The organism is Jiangella aurantiaca (assembly GCF_004349105.1).
Taxonomy (GTDB): Bacteria; Actinomycetota; Actinomycetes; order Jiangellales; family Jiangellaceae; genus Jiangella; species Jiangella aurantiaca.
Map to the genome: position 1 here is coordinate 16,527 of NZ_SMLB01000068.1, position 14,662 is coordinate 31,188.

Here is a 14,662-nt window from a genome sequence, read left to right on the forward strand (position 1 = left end):
GAGGTCCCAGGCGGCGTCGAGTCCCACAAGGGAAAGGGCTCACGGGTGACGTGGCGTCCCGCCGGGTGGGCGGGACGCCACGGTCGCGTTGCGCTCGGCTGGTGGTCAGGCCGCGGGGCCGCCGGTGCCGCCGGCGTTGCCCTTGCGCCGCGAGAGGGCGAACAGGGCGCCGCCGATCGCGAGCACCGCGACGCCGCCGATGACCCACCACAGCACGCCGGACGAACCGGTGTCGGGCAGCTCGTCGCCGTCCTCGGTCCCGTCGTCGGTGCCGTTCTCGTCCGCGCCGTCGTCGGTCCCGTTCTCGTCCGCACCGCCCTCGGTGCCGGCGTCGGTGCCGTCCTCCGCACCGTCGTCAGTGCCGTCGTCGGTGCCGTCGTCGGTGCCGTTTTCGTCGCCGCCGTCCTCGGTCCCGTCGTCCGTGCCGGGGTCGTCACCGAAGTCGACCGTCACCGGCAGGGTGACCGTCGTGCCGCTCTCCGGCAGCTCGACCACCAGGGCCGACTCCGTCGCCTCCTTGGCGCTGTCCGGCACGATCGCGGGGACCGTGACACGGACCTGTGCCCGGCCGACCTCGTCGGTGGTGTCGACGGCGGCAGGGTCGATGTCGACCTTGCCCACCTCGATGCCGCCGAGCGTGACCGTCGCCGTCGCGTCGACCGGCTCGCCGGCGCTGAACAGCAGCGACGACAGGTCGACGGCGATCTCTTCACCCGGCGTGTAGACGGCCCCGGGGTCGGAGACCCAGTTCACGCCGACGGCCCGCTGCGCGTAGTCCGGCGACACGGGCGAGTTGGCGCCGAGGTAGTCGACCATCGCCTGCAGGTCGATCTGGCCGGTGTCGGCGGTGTCCACGCCGTCGGCCAGGGTGGCGAAGTTGTCGCCGCCCGAGGCCAGGAACGAGTTCACGACCACCCGGTAGAAGCCCTCGGGGTCGATCGGCTCGCCGTCGAGCGAGACCGACGTGATGTGTTCACCGGCCGCGGCGTCCGGGTCGTAGGTGTAGGTCAGGCCGGCCGAGACGCCGAGCTTGAGGAACGGACGGGACGCGCCCTCCGGCTGCCACTGCTCCTCGAGCACCTGGACGATCTGCTCGCCCGTGAGCGTGGTGGTCACGAGCGTGTTGGCGAACGGCTGGACGATCGCCGCCTCCTGGTACGTGACGTTGCCGTCGGGATCGTTCTCGCCGGTGCCCGCGTACTTCAGGTCCTGCCGGAGGCCGCCCGGGTTCATGAAGGCGAGGTCGGTGTCCTCGTCGGTGATGCGGGCCGCCGCCAGCTGCACGTCGGCGACGAAGTTCCCCAGAGTCGACTCGCCACCGCGGTTCTCCGACGTGCCGTCGGACTGCCGGGCCCGGTTGAAGTCGGCCGTGATGTCACCGAGCTTCTCCGCACCCAGCACCGCAGCGTTGTCGACCGCCTTCTGGACGATGCCGGCGACCACGTCGTCGGGCGCGAACTCCGGGTTCGGCACCCAGGCGCCCTCGTCGTTCTGGACGGTCAGCGGGATGATGTCCGACTCGACGTCAGCGACGGCGCCCGCTCCGTCGGCGGCATCGGTGTCGTAGGTGAAGCGGATCTTGTTCAGGTTGTAGCCGTACTGGCCGGCGCTGACGACCGGGCGGGCCGTGACCTCGCGGCCCTCGGCGACCCACTCCGGTACCTCGACGCTGTGGTCGTAGGCGAGGTGGGTGTGGCCCGACACGATGGCGTCCACGTCCGCGCTCACGCCGGTGACGATCTTGCCGAAGTCGTTGCCCGGGTCGACGGCGTCCTCGAGTGCCGTCGTCGGGGCCCCCTCGTGCACGAGCAGCACGACGATGTCGGCGCCGCCGGCCTTCAGGTCGGCCGCGACGCGGTTGGTCTCCTCGACGATGTCGAGGACGTCCAGCGCCGCGATGCCACTCGGGCTGACCAGCTCGGGCAGGTGCTCGGTCACGGCGCCGACGAAGCCGACGGTCACGCCGTCGAACGTCTGCGTCCACGACTCAGTGAGGTTCTCGTCGTGGTCGCAGCCGGTGCTCTGCCCGCTCGCGATCTTGACGTTCGCGCCGAGGTACTCCCACGGCTCGGTGCCGTACTGGGTCGCCTTCTCCTCGATGAACGGGATGACGCGGTCGACGAGGTCGCAGTAGCCCTGGTCGAACTCGTGGTTGCCGACCGCGCTGACGTCCAGGCCGGCGGCGGTCAGCGCCTCGAGCGTCGGGTGGTCCTGGTCGACGAACGACTCGAACGTGGAGGCGCCGATCAGGTCGCCGGCGGCGGCGAAGACGGTGTTCGGGTTCTCCGCGCGGAGTTCGTCTACGGCGCCGGCCAGCAGCGCGGCGCCGGCGGACTGACCGTCCGCCTTCAGCCGGCCGTGGAAGTCGTTGATGCCGAGAACGTCGATCTGGACCTCGGCTGCCTGGGCGGGGACGGCGGTGAGCCCGACCCCTGCCAGTCCCAGGGCGGCTGCGGCGCCCAGGGCACGGTGAAAACGCCTGTTCAGGCGCATATTTCTACCCCCTACATGGCAGATTGACGGCGGCGACGCTACCTCCGCCGGGTGAACGGAGGGCATACGCCACGGCACAGGCTTTCGTGAGCCTCGTCCCGCGTCAACAGCGCCCGGAGGCCGCGATGAATTCGTGACAAGTCGTCGGTCGGCTCCGTTATGGTCTGGGTCGTGACCTGGACCCGCCTCCCCCGGACGATGTCCCCGATCCTCGCGCGCACCCTGGCCGCGGCGGCCGCCGTCGCGATGCTCGCCGCGTGCTCGTCGGCGGGCGAGGAGCCGGCCCGTCTCGACGACACCCCGACGACCGCACCAACCGACGAGCCGTCCGGTGAGCCGGCCGCCGGCGCCGACGCCGAGGCCGCCGTCCTCGACGTCTACCAGCGCTACTGGGACGCCCGCATCCAGTCCGTCAACGGCCCAGACACCAGTCCCGAGCCGTTCGCCGGCTTTGCGACGGAATCCACCATCGCGCTGCACCTGCAGACCGCGCAGACGTACGAGCAGGAGGGCATCGTCTTCACCGGCGAGCCGCGTGTGTACGACACCACGGTTTCGATCGACGGCGAGCGGGGCACCGTCACCTCGTGCGTCGACGACAGCGAGTGGGTGGGGACGCAGAACGGCGAGCCACTCCCCGTCAACCCCGACAAGCCGACCGTCTATCCCGTCGAGTTCCAGGTGCTGTTCCTCAACGGCTCCTGGCTGATCGGCGACCCCATCGACGTGGAGGGCGAGGTCTCATGCTGACGCGTCGGCTCACCGGCATCCTGCTGGCCGCGGCCACCATGGTGGCGACGACGGTGATCACCCTCGTGCAGGTGACTCCCGCGGCCGCCGACGACTGCATCCAGTACGTCGAGACCAGCCCCGGCTTCTGGGAGTACGTCAACGTCTGCGACGGCGACGAGGGCGGCGGCGGTGACGAGGAGGACGGTGGCGGCGACGACGGCGGCAACGCCGAGCCCGAGTGCTACCTCGGCCGCGAGGACCAGTTCGACTACGACTGGTCCTACTGCGACGACGACCTGAGCTGCTACGTCTACAGCCCGCCGCCGTCGGCGCCCGACCCGGAGGACTGGCCGGAGCCGCCGGCCGGCACGCCCGAGGATCACGTGTACGGCATGCTCACGTGCCTCACCCAGCCGCCCGAGGAGGAAGTCGTCATCTATAGGCCGGCGTGGCTGCCGCCGCAAGAGGACGTCGTCGACTGGGAGCAGGAGGCCCTCCAGGCCTTCGGCCAATTGGTGGCGCCCGACTTCGACCTCGCGTTCAACCCGCCGCAGCGCGCCTACGTCACCCTCGATACCTGGTACTGGGCCGAGGGCGCCACCGACGGCGAGCTCACCGGCACGTCGGCGGCCGGCTTGGTCGCCATCGCCACCCCGGAACGGCTCGAGGTCCAGCCGGGCGACGGGTCGTCGACGCTGACCTGCCCTTTCACCGTCACCCAAAGCGACGCGTGCTCGTACGTGTACGACCACGCCTCGGTCGAGGGCACCGCGACGGTCGACGGCCAGCCGGCGTACGAGGGCCAGGCGCGCCTGGTCTACACCGTCCGGTTCGAGCTGAACGGTGAGGTCATGGAGATCGACGGCGCTCCGGCGGTGTTCCAGACCCCGTGGCAGGCGACGCCCATCCCGGTCGCCGAGATCCAGGCGATCGTCGAGGACGACTGACCCGTCCCGCCCCTCGGTTGGAAATGATCACGTGTCCATGGGCATGCATTCGCCGCAGTTGCCCACCCGCTCCCGTGATCATCGGCGATCGACCACACCATGACGTGGCCGAGCGCCGATGATCAAGGGAGGCCATCTCCGGGCCGGCGGCGGGCCATCGGTCAGCGGACGGACGAGTCGCGCACGATCAGCTCGGGCTCGAACACGACCTGCCGGTGTTCGTGCTCGTCCTCCGTCGTCTCCGCGAGCAGCAACTCCGCCGCCGTCCGGCCGAGCTGCTGCCGCGGCTGGCGCACTGACGACAACGGCACCGCCGCGGCTGCCGCGAAGTCGATGTCGTCGTAGCCGACGATCGCGACGTCGGCCGGCACCCGCAGCCCCGCATGCGTCAGCGCCTGCAGCACCCCGAGCGCCAGCAGGTCGTTGGCGCAGAACACCGCCGACGGCAGCGCGTCGCGGTCCGCGGTGGCGAGCCGGTCACCTGCCGCCCGCCCCGCCGCCACGTTGAGCGCCGTCGTCGTCAGGATGGTGAGCTCGACGTCGTCGCGGGCCGACACGACCGCCGACGCACCCTCGTACCGCTCCTGCACCTGCCGCAGCGTCAGCGGCCCGCCGACGAACAGGATCGAGCGGTGCCCGGCCTCGACCAGGTGCGTCGCCGCGAGCCGGCCGCCCAGCACGTCGTCGACCGCGACTGAGCACTCCACCGCGGGGTCGCCGAGCCGGTCGAACAGCACGACGGGGATGCCGCGGTCGCGCAGCGCGGTGATGCGGCCGTCGGTGTCGATCGGGTTGATCAGCACGCCCTGCACGCGCATCTCGGCGAGCAGGTCGAGGTGCGAGGCCTCCTTGCGCGGGTCCTCGTCGGTGTTGCACAGGATGACCGCGAGGCCGTGCTGGTTCGCGGTGTCCTCGACGCCGCGGGCGACGTCGGTGAAGAACGGGTTCGCGACGTCCAGCACGACGAGGCCGAGCGTGCGGCTGCGGCCGACCCGCAACTGCCGGGCGGAGTCGTTGCGGACGAAGCCCAGTTCGGCGATGGCGGCGAAGACGCGCTCACGAGTCGGCTCGGCGACCAGCTCGGGCCGGTTGAGGACGTTCGACACCGTGCCCACCGAAACGCCGGCCCGCAGCGCCACCTCGCGGATGTTCGGGGCTCCTGCCATCGTCGCAGCTTACAGACTGCCCAGCGCGGCCGATGGCGGCCGGACCGGTTGACGCGCCGGGACGGGACCGCGTAGCTTGACCACAGTACTGAATCGGTTCAAAGACGGGCCGTTGGAGGCAGCAGATGAGAACCCACGACGAAGTCAAGGCGGCCGTCCGCGCGTTGGGAGTCGAGACGGCGTCCTGGGCATTCGCCAACTCCGGTACCCGGTTCAAGGTGTTCGGCCAGCCGGGCGTGCCGCGGGACCCATTCGAGAAGATCGCCGACGCCGCGCAGGTGCACCGGTACACCGGCTCGGCGCCGCGCGTCTCGCTGCACATCCCGTGGGACCTGGTCGACGACTTCAGCGCGCTGGCCGCGCACGCGCGCGACCTCGGCGTCGAGATCGGCGCCATCAACAGCAACGTCTTCCAGGACGACGACTACAAGCTCGGCTCGCTGGCCAACCCCGACCCCGCGGTCCGCGCGAAGGCCGTCGACCACCATCTGCAGTGCATCGACGTCCTGCGCGCCACCGGCTCGAAGGACCTGAAGATCTGGCTGGCCGACGGCCTCAACTACCCCGGCCAGGACTCCCTGCGCGACCGCCAGGAGCGGCTGGCCGACTCGCTCCAGCAGATCTACGCCGCGCTCGACGACGACCACCGCATCCTGCTCGAGTACAAGTTCTTCGAGCCGGCGTTCTACGCCACCGACATCCCTGACTGGGGCACGTCGCTGACGCACTGCCTCACGCTCGGCGACCGCGCCACCGTCGTGCTCGATACCGGTCACCACGCGCCGGGCACGAACATCGAGTTCATCGTCATGATGCTGCTGCGCGCCGGCCGGCTCGGTGCGTTCGACTTCAACTCCCGGTTCTACGCCGACGACGACCTCATGGTCGGTGCCGCCGACCCGTTCCAGCTGTTCCGCATCCTGCACGAGATCGTCAGCCAGGACGCCCACAAGCCGGAGTCGCGGGTCAACTTCATGCTCGACCAGTGCCACAACATCGAGCCGAAGATCCCTGCGGTCATCCGCTCGGTGCTCAACGTCCAGGAGGCGCTGGCCAAGGCGCTGCTGGTCGACGCCGCCGCGCTGGCGAAGGCGCAGGCCGACGGCGACGTGCTGGGCGCGAACGGCGCGTTGATGGACGCCTACAACACCGACGTCCGCCCGCTCCTGGCAAGCATGCGCGAGGAGCAGGGCCTCGACCCCGACCCCATCGCCGCCTACCAGCGCTCGGGCTACTTCGAGAAGATCAGCGCGGAGCGGGCCGACGGTGCCCAGGCGGGCTGGGGAGCCTGACGGTGCCCCGGTACTGCTTCGTCTCGCGGGTCCGCACCGACCGGCTGCAGGAGTACCGTCGCCGGCACGCGGCGGTCTGGCCGGAGATGCTGCGAGCACTACACGACACCGGCTGGCGCAATTACTCGATCTTCCTCGGCGATGACGGCCTGCTGGTCGGCTACGTCGAGGCCGACGACCTCGCCGCGTCGCAGGCGGCCATGCAGGCCACCGACGTCAACCGCCGCTGGCAGGAGGAGATGGCGCTGCTGTTCGCCGATGGCGGCAAGCCCGACGAGAACTGGCGGCTCATCGACGAAGTGTTCAACCTCGACGACCAACTGGCCGCCGTGGCACGAGATGAGGACCGATGACCAACCGCACCGTCACCGAGCTGATCGAGCGCAGCAACCGCCTCGGGTCGGATCCGCGCAACACCAACTACGCCGGCGGCAACACGTCGGCCAAGGGCACCGCCGTCGACCCGGTCACCGGTGCCGACGTCGAGCTGCTGTGGGTCAAGGGATCCGGTGGCGACCTCGGCACGCTGACGGAGTTCGGTCTGGCCGTGCTCCGGCTGGACCGCATGCGCGCGCTCGTCGACGTCTACCCGGGGGTCGAGCGCGAGGACGAGATGGTCGCCGCGTTCGACTACTGCCTGCACGGAGCTGGGGCCCCGGCTGCTCCTTCTATCGACACCGCCATGCACGGGCTGGTCGACGCCGCGCACGTCGACCACCTGCATCCCGACTCCGGCATCGCGCTGGCGACGGCGGCCGACGGCGAGGCGCTGACGAAGGAGTGCTTCGATGAGAAGGTCGTGTGGGTGCCGTGGCGGCGGCCGGGCTTCCAGCTGGGTATGGATATTGCAGCCATCGCGTCCGAATTCCCGGAGGCGGTGGGCTGCGTGCTCGGCGGCCACGGCATCACCGCGTGGGGCGCCACCAGCGAGGAGTGCGAGGCCAACTCGCTGTGGATGATCCGGACGGCGGAGGAGTTCCTCGCCGCGCGTGGCAAGGCCGAGCCGTTCGGCGCCGTCGTCGACGGGTTCGGCTCGCTGCCGGACGCGCAGCGCCGTGAGCGCGCCGCCGCGCTGGCGCCGGTGATCCGTGGTCTGGCGTCGACGGACAAGCCGCAGGTCGGCCACTTCACCGACAGCGACGTCGTGCTCGACTTCCTGTCCCGCGAGAAGCTCGCCGCGCTCGCCGAGCTGGGCACGTCCTGCCCCGACCACTTCCTGCGCACCAAGGTCCGGCCGCTGGTCCTCGACCTGCCCGCGACGGCGCAGCTGGCCGACGCCGTCGCCCGGCTGCGCGAGCTGCACGCCGCCTACCGCGAGGAGTACGCCGCCTACTACCAGCGGCACGCCACACCCGACAGCCCGGCCATGCGGGGCGCCGACCCGGCGATCGTGCTGGTCCCGGGCGTCGGGATGTTCTCGTTCGGCAAGGACAAGCAGACCGCCCGCGTGGCCGGCGAGTTCTACGTCAACGCGATCAACGTCATGCGCGGCGCCGAGGCCGTCTCGACCTACGCGCCGATCCCGGAGAGCGAGAAGTTCCGTATCGAGTACTGGTCGCTGGAGGAGGCCAAGCTGCAGCGGATGCCCAGGCCCAAGCCGCTGGCCACCCGGGTCGCGCTGGTCACGGGCGCGGGGTCGGGCATCGGCAAGGCGATCGCCGAGCGGCTGGCCGCCGAGGGCGCCTGTGTCGTCGTCGCCGACCTCAACGGCGAGAACGCGGCCGCCGTCGCCGCCGGCATCGGGAGCACCGACGTGGCCGTGCCGGTCACCGTCGACGTCACCTCCGAGGAGCAGATCGCGGCGGCGTTCCAGCAGGCCGTGCTGGCCTTCGGTGGCGTCGACCTGGTGGTCAACAACGCCGGGCTGTCCATCTCCAAGCCGCTGCTCGAGACCTCCGCCGCCGACTGGGACCTGCAGCACGACGTCATGGCCCGCGGCTCGTTCCTGGTTTCGCGGGAGGCCGCGCGGACGATGATCGACCAGGGGCTGGGCGGCGACATCATCTACATCGCCAGTAAGAACGGCGTGTTCGCCGGCCCGAACAACGTCGCCTACGGCGCTACCAAGGCCGACCAGGCGCACCAGGTCCGGCTGCTCGCGGCCGAGCTGGGCGAGCACGGCATCCGCGTCAACGGCGTCAACCCCGACGGCGTCGTCCGCGGCTCCGGCATCTTCGCCGGCGGCTGGGGTGCCCAGCGCGCCGCCGTCTACGGAGTCCCGGAGGACGAGCTCGGCGCGTTCTACGCCAAGCGCACCCTGCTCAAGCGTGAGGTGCTGCCCGAGCACGTCGCCAACGCCGTCTTCGCCCTCACCGGCGGCGACCTGTCCCACACGACCGGCCTGCACATCCCGGTCGACGCCGGAGTGGCGGCGGCGTTCCTGCGCTAGGCGTTCCCGACCGAAAGGACCCTCAGGTGGCTGAGACAGCGTTGTCCGCATCGCCGGTTCGAGGTCTCGAGCGGCTACCGGCCCGCCCGACGAAGGTGGGACTGGTCGCCGGCGGGCTCGGCGCCTACTGGCCGCAGTTCCCGGACCTGCTGCCGCAGCTGCAGCGCTCGGCCCGCCGCGTGGCCGAGCGACTCGGGCAGCTCGACGTGGCGCACGGCCCGGTCACCGCCTTCGGCATCGGTCAGCTGCGCGACGGCTCGTTCGGCTTCATCGCCTCCGAAGGCGAGGTGGTCTCCGGTCCGCTGCTGCAGATCGGGAACACCACGTCGCGGGTCGACTTCGGCCGCAACCCCGGCGAGTGGACCGACGAGTGGAGCGCCAGCGGCATCGGCCACCACTGGGCCCTCGGCACCGGTCACCGGGCGGGCGAACTGCGGGCCGTCGCCGACCTGCTCGAGATCGAGTTCCATGAGGTAGGTCGATGACGACGCTGACGGCAGCAGCCATCGATCTGGGCGCCTCGAGCGGCCGGGTCATGCTGGCGCGGGTCGGGCCGGAGCGCCTGGACCTCACCGAGGTGCACCGCTTCCCGAACGTCCCGGTGCGGCTTCCCGGCGGGCTGCACTGGGACGTGCTGCGGCTGTACCGCGACGTGCTCGACGGACTCGGGCAGGCCGCCCGGGCGACCACCGGCGGCGAGGCGCTGCGCAGCGTCGGCATCGACTCGTGGGCGGTCGACTACGGCCTGCTCGACACCACCGGCGCACTGCTCGGCAACCCGTACCACTACCGCGACGGGCGGACGTCCGATGCCACGGCGACGGTGCACGCGAAGGTCGGCGAGCGCGAGCTGTACGACGTCACCGGGCTGCAGTTCCTGCCGTTCAACACGATCTACCAGCTGGCCGCCGAGCCGGCCGCCAAATTCGAGCACGCCGACCATGCCCTTCTCATGCCCGATCTGCTGACGTACTGGCTGACCGGCGCGCTCGGCACCGAGATCACCAACGCGTCGACGACCGGGCTGCTGGACGTGCGGTCCGGCGACTGGGCGGCGCCGCTGTTCGCCGCGCTCGGGCTGCCGCCGGCGCTGTTCCCGCCGCCGCGCCGGCCCGGCGACGTCGTCGGCCCGCTGCTGCCGGAGGTGCTCGACGACACCGGGCTGGACCCGTCAGCCGTCGTCACCGCAGTCGGGTCGCACGACACCGCGTCGGCCGTCGTCGGGGTCCCGGCCGCGGACGAGCGATTCGCCTACATCTCTTGCGGGACGTGGTCGCTGGTCGGCGTCGAGTTGGACCGGCCGGTGCTGACCGAGGCCGGCCGGGCCGCGAATTTCACCAACGAGGGCGGCGTCGACGGCACCGTGCGCTACCTGCGCAACGTCATGGGGCTGTGGCTGCTCAGCGAGTCGATTTCGACGTGGAACCGGCAGGGGCCGGCGGCCGACCTGCCGGCGCTGCTCGCGGCCGCCGCCGATGTGCCCGCCGGCGGCCCCGTCTTCGACCCCGACGACCCGGTCTTCCTGCCGCCCGGCGACCTGCCGGCCCGCATCGCCGACGCACTGCGCCGGTCCGGTGCGCGGGTGCCGGAGACCCGGCCGGAGCTGGTCCGCTGCATCCTCGACAGCCTGGCCGCCGCCTATGCGCGTACCGTCCACGAGGCCGCCGAGCTGTCCGGCCGCGCCGTCGACGTCGTCCACCTGGTGGGCGGCGGCGCCCGCAACGAGCTGTTGTGCCGGCTGACGGCGGACGCGTGCGGCCTGCCGGTGCTGGCCGGCCCGATCGAGGCCACCGCGCTGGGCAACGTGCTGGTGCAGGCGCGTGCCCACGGCGCCGTCGGCGGCGACCTCTGGGCGCTGCGGGCGCTGCTGCGCGCCACCCAGGCGGTGCGGCGGTACGATCCGGCCGCCCGTTAGGCTCGGCCCCGTGGAGGGCCAGGCACACCGGCGGCGACTGGGGGCCGGAGGCTCCCACGAGTCGTCGGTCCGGGGGCGGGAGTGGATTGGAGCCAGTGACTTGAGGTGCATGGCCCGACACATAAGAGTGGGGCGATGATCCGGCCCACCACCGCCACCGACCTCACCCGACTCGTCGCCGAGGAGCAGGCCGGCAGCCGGCTGCCCTCCATTGCCGCCGGCATGGTCCGCGACGGCGAGCTCGTCTGGTCCGCCGCGCGCGGCACCATCGACGGACGCGAGGGCGGCCGCGAGGCCGACGAGCACACCCAGTACCGCATGGGCTCGATCACCAAGACGTTCGTCGCGGTGGCGGTCCTGCGGCTACGCGACGAGGGCCGGCTCGACCTCACCGACCCGCTGGACAAGCACCTCCCGGACACCCCGATCGGCGATGTCACCATCGCGCAGCTGCTGTCGCACGGCGCCGGGCTGCAGGCCGAGACCGACGGGCCGTGGTGGGAGCGCACCGAGGGCGGCCCGTGGCGGTCGCTGTCGACGCAGCTGGGCCGGCGGCACCCGGCCGGCCAGCGGTTCCACTACTCCAACCTCGGCTTCGGCGTGCTCGGGGAGCTGGTCGCCCGGCTGCACGGCCGGTCGTGGTCGAAGGTCGTCTCCGAGGAGCTGCTCGAGCCGCTCGGCATGGGTCGCACGACGTCGCGGCCCGTCGCGCCGCACGCGCACGGGCTCGCCGTCCACCCGTTCGCCGACGTCGTCCTGCCCGAGCCCGAGCACGACGGCGGCGCGATGGCGCCGGCCGGGCAGCTGTGGTCGACGGTGCGCGACCTCGCGCGGTGGGCCGCGTTCCTCGGCGGCCGGACCGACGGGCTGCTGTCCGCCGAGACGCTGGCGGAGATGTGCCGCCCGCTGGCCGTCGTCGACGTGCCCGGGGCGCCGTGGACCGGCGCGCACGGCCTCGGCCTCCAGCTGTGGAACGACGGCGGCCGCCGCTTCACCGGCCACGGCGGCTCGATGCCCGGCTTCCTCGCCGAGGTGCGGGTCGACGCCGAGACCGGCGACGGCGTCGTCGTGCTCACCAACACCACCGCCGGGCTGTCCCGCGGCTTCGCCGCCGAGTTGCTCGACACGTTCACCGCCGCCGAGCCACGCACCCCGCCGATCTGGCGGGTCGGCTCGGTGCCGCCGGAGCTGTTCGAGCTGGTCGGTCACTGGTACTGGGGATCGACGACGTTCGAGCTGCGGGCGATGGGCGAGGGCTGGCTGCGGCTCGGCCCGGCACACGGTGCCGGCCGGGCGTCGCGCTTCCGTCCCGACGGCGACGGCGGCTGGGTCGGCCTCGACGGCTATTACGCCGGCGAGCCGCTGCGGGTGGTCCGGCACGCCGACGGGACGGTCCGCCACCTCGACCTTGCGTCGTTCGTCTTCACCCGCACCCCGTACGACCCCCGGGCCGACGTCCCCGGCGGCGTCGACCCGGCCGGCTGGCGCTGACGCTGGTCAGGTGTACTTGTCGGCGCACTTTGCCATGAGCGCCTATGCGCACCGCGCAGACCGTCCGCCCCGCTGGAGGGCTGCAGCCCATCACCTGTAGCCGCGCACCGGGGTCGGATTCTTGGGCGCCTGCCACGCCGGGACAGGCCGGTGCACGTCACACCCCAAGCCCCAACCACCGGCAAGCCCTCCCCGTTGATCTTGGAGTTGTTCGGCCATCGTGGGGTGGTATGTCCGATAGATGGCCGAACAACTCCAAGATCGACGAAAGGGTGGGGGCGATCACGATCACCCCGCCCTGATGGACGACCCGCAGCAGCTGTTCTCGTTCGTCAACGCGCCGCTGTTCGCAACGTTCATCCTGGGCATGTTCTGGAAACGGATGACGGCCGCCGCGGGTTGGACGGGGCTGGTGTTGGGAACGCTGTCGGCCGTGACGGTGTTCGTGCTCTCCGAGACCGGGGTCCTCGACCTCCCCGGTCATGGCTCGGCGTTCCTCGCCGCTGGGGCCGCGTTCGTCGTCGACACCGAGGCCGCCGCGGGCGGCCGCCGTGACTGACGCCACATCCGGATCCAATCGATTCCCCGTCCCTCCACGTATATGAGGATGTGAGGGTGTCGGACGAAGCCCTGCTCGCCGGGATGGCCGCCGGCGACGCGGACGCGATGGCCGCGTTCGTCCGCCGCCACCAGGGGCGCGTCTACGGCCTGGCGTTGTCGGTCGTCGGGGTGCCCGCGATCGCGGAGGAGGTGGCACAGGAGGCGTTCGTCCGGGCGTGGCGGCACGCCGGCAACTACGACGCCCGCCGGGCGCAGGCATCGACGTGGCTGCTGACCATCACCCGCAACGTCGCCATCGACGTCCTGCGGGTGCGCCGGGAGCTGACCGTCGAACCGGCCGTCGTCGCGGAGATGCTGATCTCCACGACCAACGACAGCGACCGGGTCGCCGACAGCGAGCGCATCACCACCGCGCTGCGGGCACTGCCCCGCGAGCAGGCCACGGCCGTCCTGCTCTCCGTACATTTCGGCCTGACCGCACGGGAGATCAGCGAACAGCAGCAGATCCCCCTCGGGACGGCCAAGACACGCATCCGGACCGGACTGTCGCGGCTGCGTGCGATGCTCGAGGTGAGTCATGGTTGATCCGACGAGGTGCGGCGAGGTCGCCGACGCCCTGGCCGAGGTGGCCACCGGCGCCGCCAGCGGCCCGGACCGCGCGCGCGTGCTCGCGCACCTGGCCGACTGCCCCGACTGCCGCCGCGAGCTGGACGAACTGACCCGGGTCGCCGACGAGGTGCTGCTCGTCGCGCCGGAACACGACCCGCCGGCCGGGTTCGAAGGTGCCGTCCTGGCCCGCATCGCGGCACTGTCCGCGCAGGGGCCGAGCTCCGGCGCCGCGGCACCGCCCCCGCCACCGGATCCCGGCGCACTGCCGCTGCCGCCCGCTGAGGGCGGGCCGGACGCCGTCGTGACCCCGCTGCGGTCCAGGCGTTGGCGGCGGGCGCTGCCCTACGCGGCCGCGGCGGTGATCGCCGGGCTGGGCGGCGCCGGTGTGGTCTGGCAGGCGACGTCCGACGACCGCGACCTCGCCGCCGGGTACCGCGAGACGCTCGACGTGGCGAACGGCCGCTATTTCCACGCCGCCCCGATCGTCGACGACGGCGGCGAGCAGGTCGGGCACGTGTTCCTCTACCAGGGCGAGCCGTCGTGGGTGTTCACCGTGCTCGACGACACCGTCGAGCAGGGGACGTACGACGTCTCCGTCGTCACCGAGGACGGGACCGAGACGGTCGCCGAGTGCGAGGTCGACCAGACCGGCGGCGGCGCCGGCGGCACGATCGACGCGGACATCTACCAGATCGAGCGGGTCGACCTGGTCGGCCCCGGCGGCACGACGCTCGCGGCCGTCCTGTCCGACGACTCGCCGCCGTGACCAGCCGTTAGAACAACGGCAGGTACGGCGACAGGTCGGCGCGCTGCCCGCTGGCCAGCACGGCGCCGGCCGCGACCTCCTCGGCCCACGTGGTGCGTCCGCCGGCAAGCCGCAGCCACAGCGGCGGTGTGAGGTCGACGGTGTTCGGCGGCGTGCCGCGAGTGTGCCGTGGTCCCTCGATGCACTGGACGGCAGCGAACGGCGCGACACGCACCTCGACGCTGCGGCCCGGCGCACGGTCGGCCAGCACGTCGAGGAGCGTGCGGACGGCGAGCCGGGTGGTGTCGCGGGGGATGGTGGG

At 72.0% G+C, this 14,662-nt stretch carries 12 protein-coding genes and 2 pseudogenes; 11 read left to right on the forward strand and 3 right to left on the reverse strand.

Features of this window, described 5'->3' with window-relative positions:
* Positions 1–105: 105 nt before the first annotated feature.
* Positions 106–2,493, reverse strand: a complete 2,388-nt coding sequence (locus E1262_RS28215; protein ID WP_132107678.1) for a 5'-nucleotidase C-terminal domain-containing protein — start codon at positions 2,491–2,493, stop codon at positions 106–108.
* A gap of 171 nt (positions 2,494–2,664) precedes the next feature.
* Here E1262_RS28215 and E1262_RS28220 point away from each other — a divergent pair, with 171 nt between their 5' ends.
* Both E1262_RS28220 and E1262_RS28225 read left to right on the forward strand, forming a co-directional pair.
* Entirely contained in the window at positions 2,665–3,243 is a 579-nt protein-coding gene (locus tag E1262_RS28220; protein ID WP_132107679.1) for a hypothetical protein, read from the forward strand.
* Positions 3,237–4,172, forward strand: a complete 936-nt coding sequence (locus E1262_RS28225) for a hypothetical protein (RefSeq protein ID WP_132107680.1) — start codon at positions 3,237–3,239, stop codon at positions 4,170–4,172. Before E1262_RS28220 ends, E1262_RS28225 begins: the two co-directional genes overlap by 7 nt.
* A gap of 161 nt (positions 4,173–4,333) precedes the next feature.
* Here the strand turns inward: E1262_RS28225 and E1262_RS28230 are convergent, their stop codons facing one another.
* Positions 4,334–5,338: a LacI family DNA-binding transcriptional regulator gene (locus E1262_RS28230; protein ID WP_132107681.1), complete on the reverse strand. Its 1,005-nt coding sequence runs from the start codon at positions 5,336–5,338 to the stop codon at positions 4,334–4,336.
* 125 nt (positions 5,339–5,463) lie between these two features.
* Between E1262_RS28230 and rhaI the strand changes: the two genes are divergently transcribed.
* The 9 genes and pseudogenes from rhaI (at position 5,464) to E1262_RS28275 (ending at position 14,361) form a co-directional block, all read left to right on the forward strand.
* Positions 5,464–6,630, forward strand: coding sequence for an L-rhamnose isomerase (gene rhaI, locus E1262_RS28235; protein WP_132107682.1), 1,167 nt, complete (start codon positions 5,464–5,466; stop codon positions 6,628–6,630).
* 2 nt (positions 6,631–6,632) lie between these two features.
* On the forward strand, positions 6,633–6,983 hold the full coding sequence (locus tag E1262_RS28240; RefSeq protein WP_132107683.1) for an L-rhamnose mutarotase: 351 nt from the start codon (positions 6,633–6,635) through the stop codon (positions 6,981–6,983).
* A complete protein-coding gene (locus tag E1262_RS28245) occupies positions 6,980–9,019 on the forward strand; it encodes a bifunctional aldolase/short-chain dehydrogenase (protein WP_132107684.1) in 2,040 nt (679 codons plus the stop codon). The genes E1262_RS28240 and E1262_RS28245 overlap by 4 nt, the downstream gene beginning before the upstream one ends.
* Before the next feature lie 197 nt (positions 9,020–9,216).
* Positions 9,217–9,504 (forward strand): annotated as a pseudogene (locus E1262_RS32250) (arabinose isomerase); the annotation flags it as partial.
* The gene (locus E1262_RS28255) at positions 9,501–10,934 is read left to right on the forward strand and encodes a rhamnulokinase (RefSeq protein ID WP_132107685.1); all 1,434 of its coding nucleotides are present in this window, start codon (positions 9,501–9,503) and stop codon (positions 10,932–10,934) included. The pseudogene E1262_RS32250 and the gene E1262_RS28255, both read left to right, overlap by 4 nt.
* A 135-nt stretch (positions 10,935–11,069) precedes the next feature.
* Positions 11,070–12,425 (forward strand): serine hydrolase domain-containing protein, encoded by a 1,356-nt coding sequence (locus tag E1262_RS28260; protein WP_132107686.1) that lies wholly within the window; start codon positions 11,070–11,072, stop codon positions 12,423–12,425.
* 298 nt (positions 12,426–12,723) lie between these two features.
* Positions 12,724–12,951 (forward strand): annotated as a pseudogene (locus E1262_RS28265) (Na+/galactose cotransporter); the annotation flags it as partial.
* An 89-nt stretch (positions 12,952–13,040) separates the two neighbouring features.
* The gene (locus E1262_RS28270; protein WP_199700582.1) at positions 13,041–13,571 is read left to right on the forward strand and encodes an RNA polymerase sigma factor; all 531 of its coding nucleotides are present in this window, start codon (positions 13,041–13,043) and stop codon (positions 13,569–13,571) included.
* Positions 13,564–14,361, forward strand: a complete 798-nt coding sequence (locus E1262_RS28275; RefSeq protein ID WP_132107687.1) for a zf-HC2 domain-containing protein — start codon at positions 13,564–13,566, stop codon at positions 14,359–14,361. The genes E1262_RS28270 and E1262_RS28275 overlap by 8 nt, the downstream gene beginning before the upstream one ends.
* Before the next feature lie 7 nt (positions 14,362–14,368).
* On the opposite strand, the gene E1262_RS28280 is transcribed toward E1262_RS28275, so the two are convergent.
* On the reverse strand, positions 14,369–14,656 hold the full coding sequence (locus E1262_RS28280) for a sterol carrier family protein (protein ID WP_132107689.1): 288 nt from the start codon (positions 14,654–14,656) through the stop codon (positions 14,369–14,371).
* Positions 14,657–14,662 lie beyond the last annotated feature (6 nt).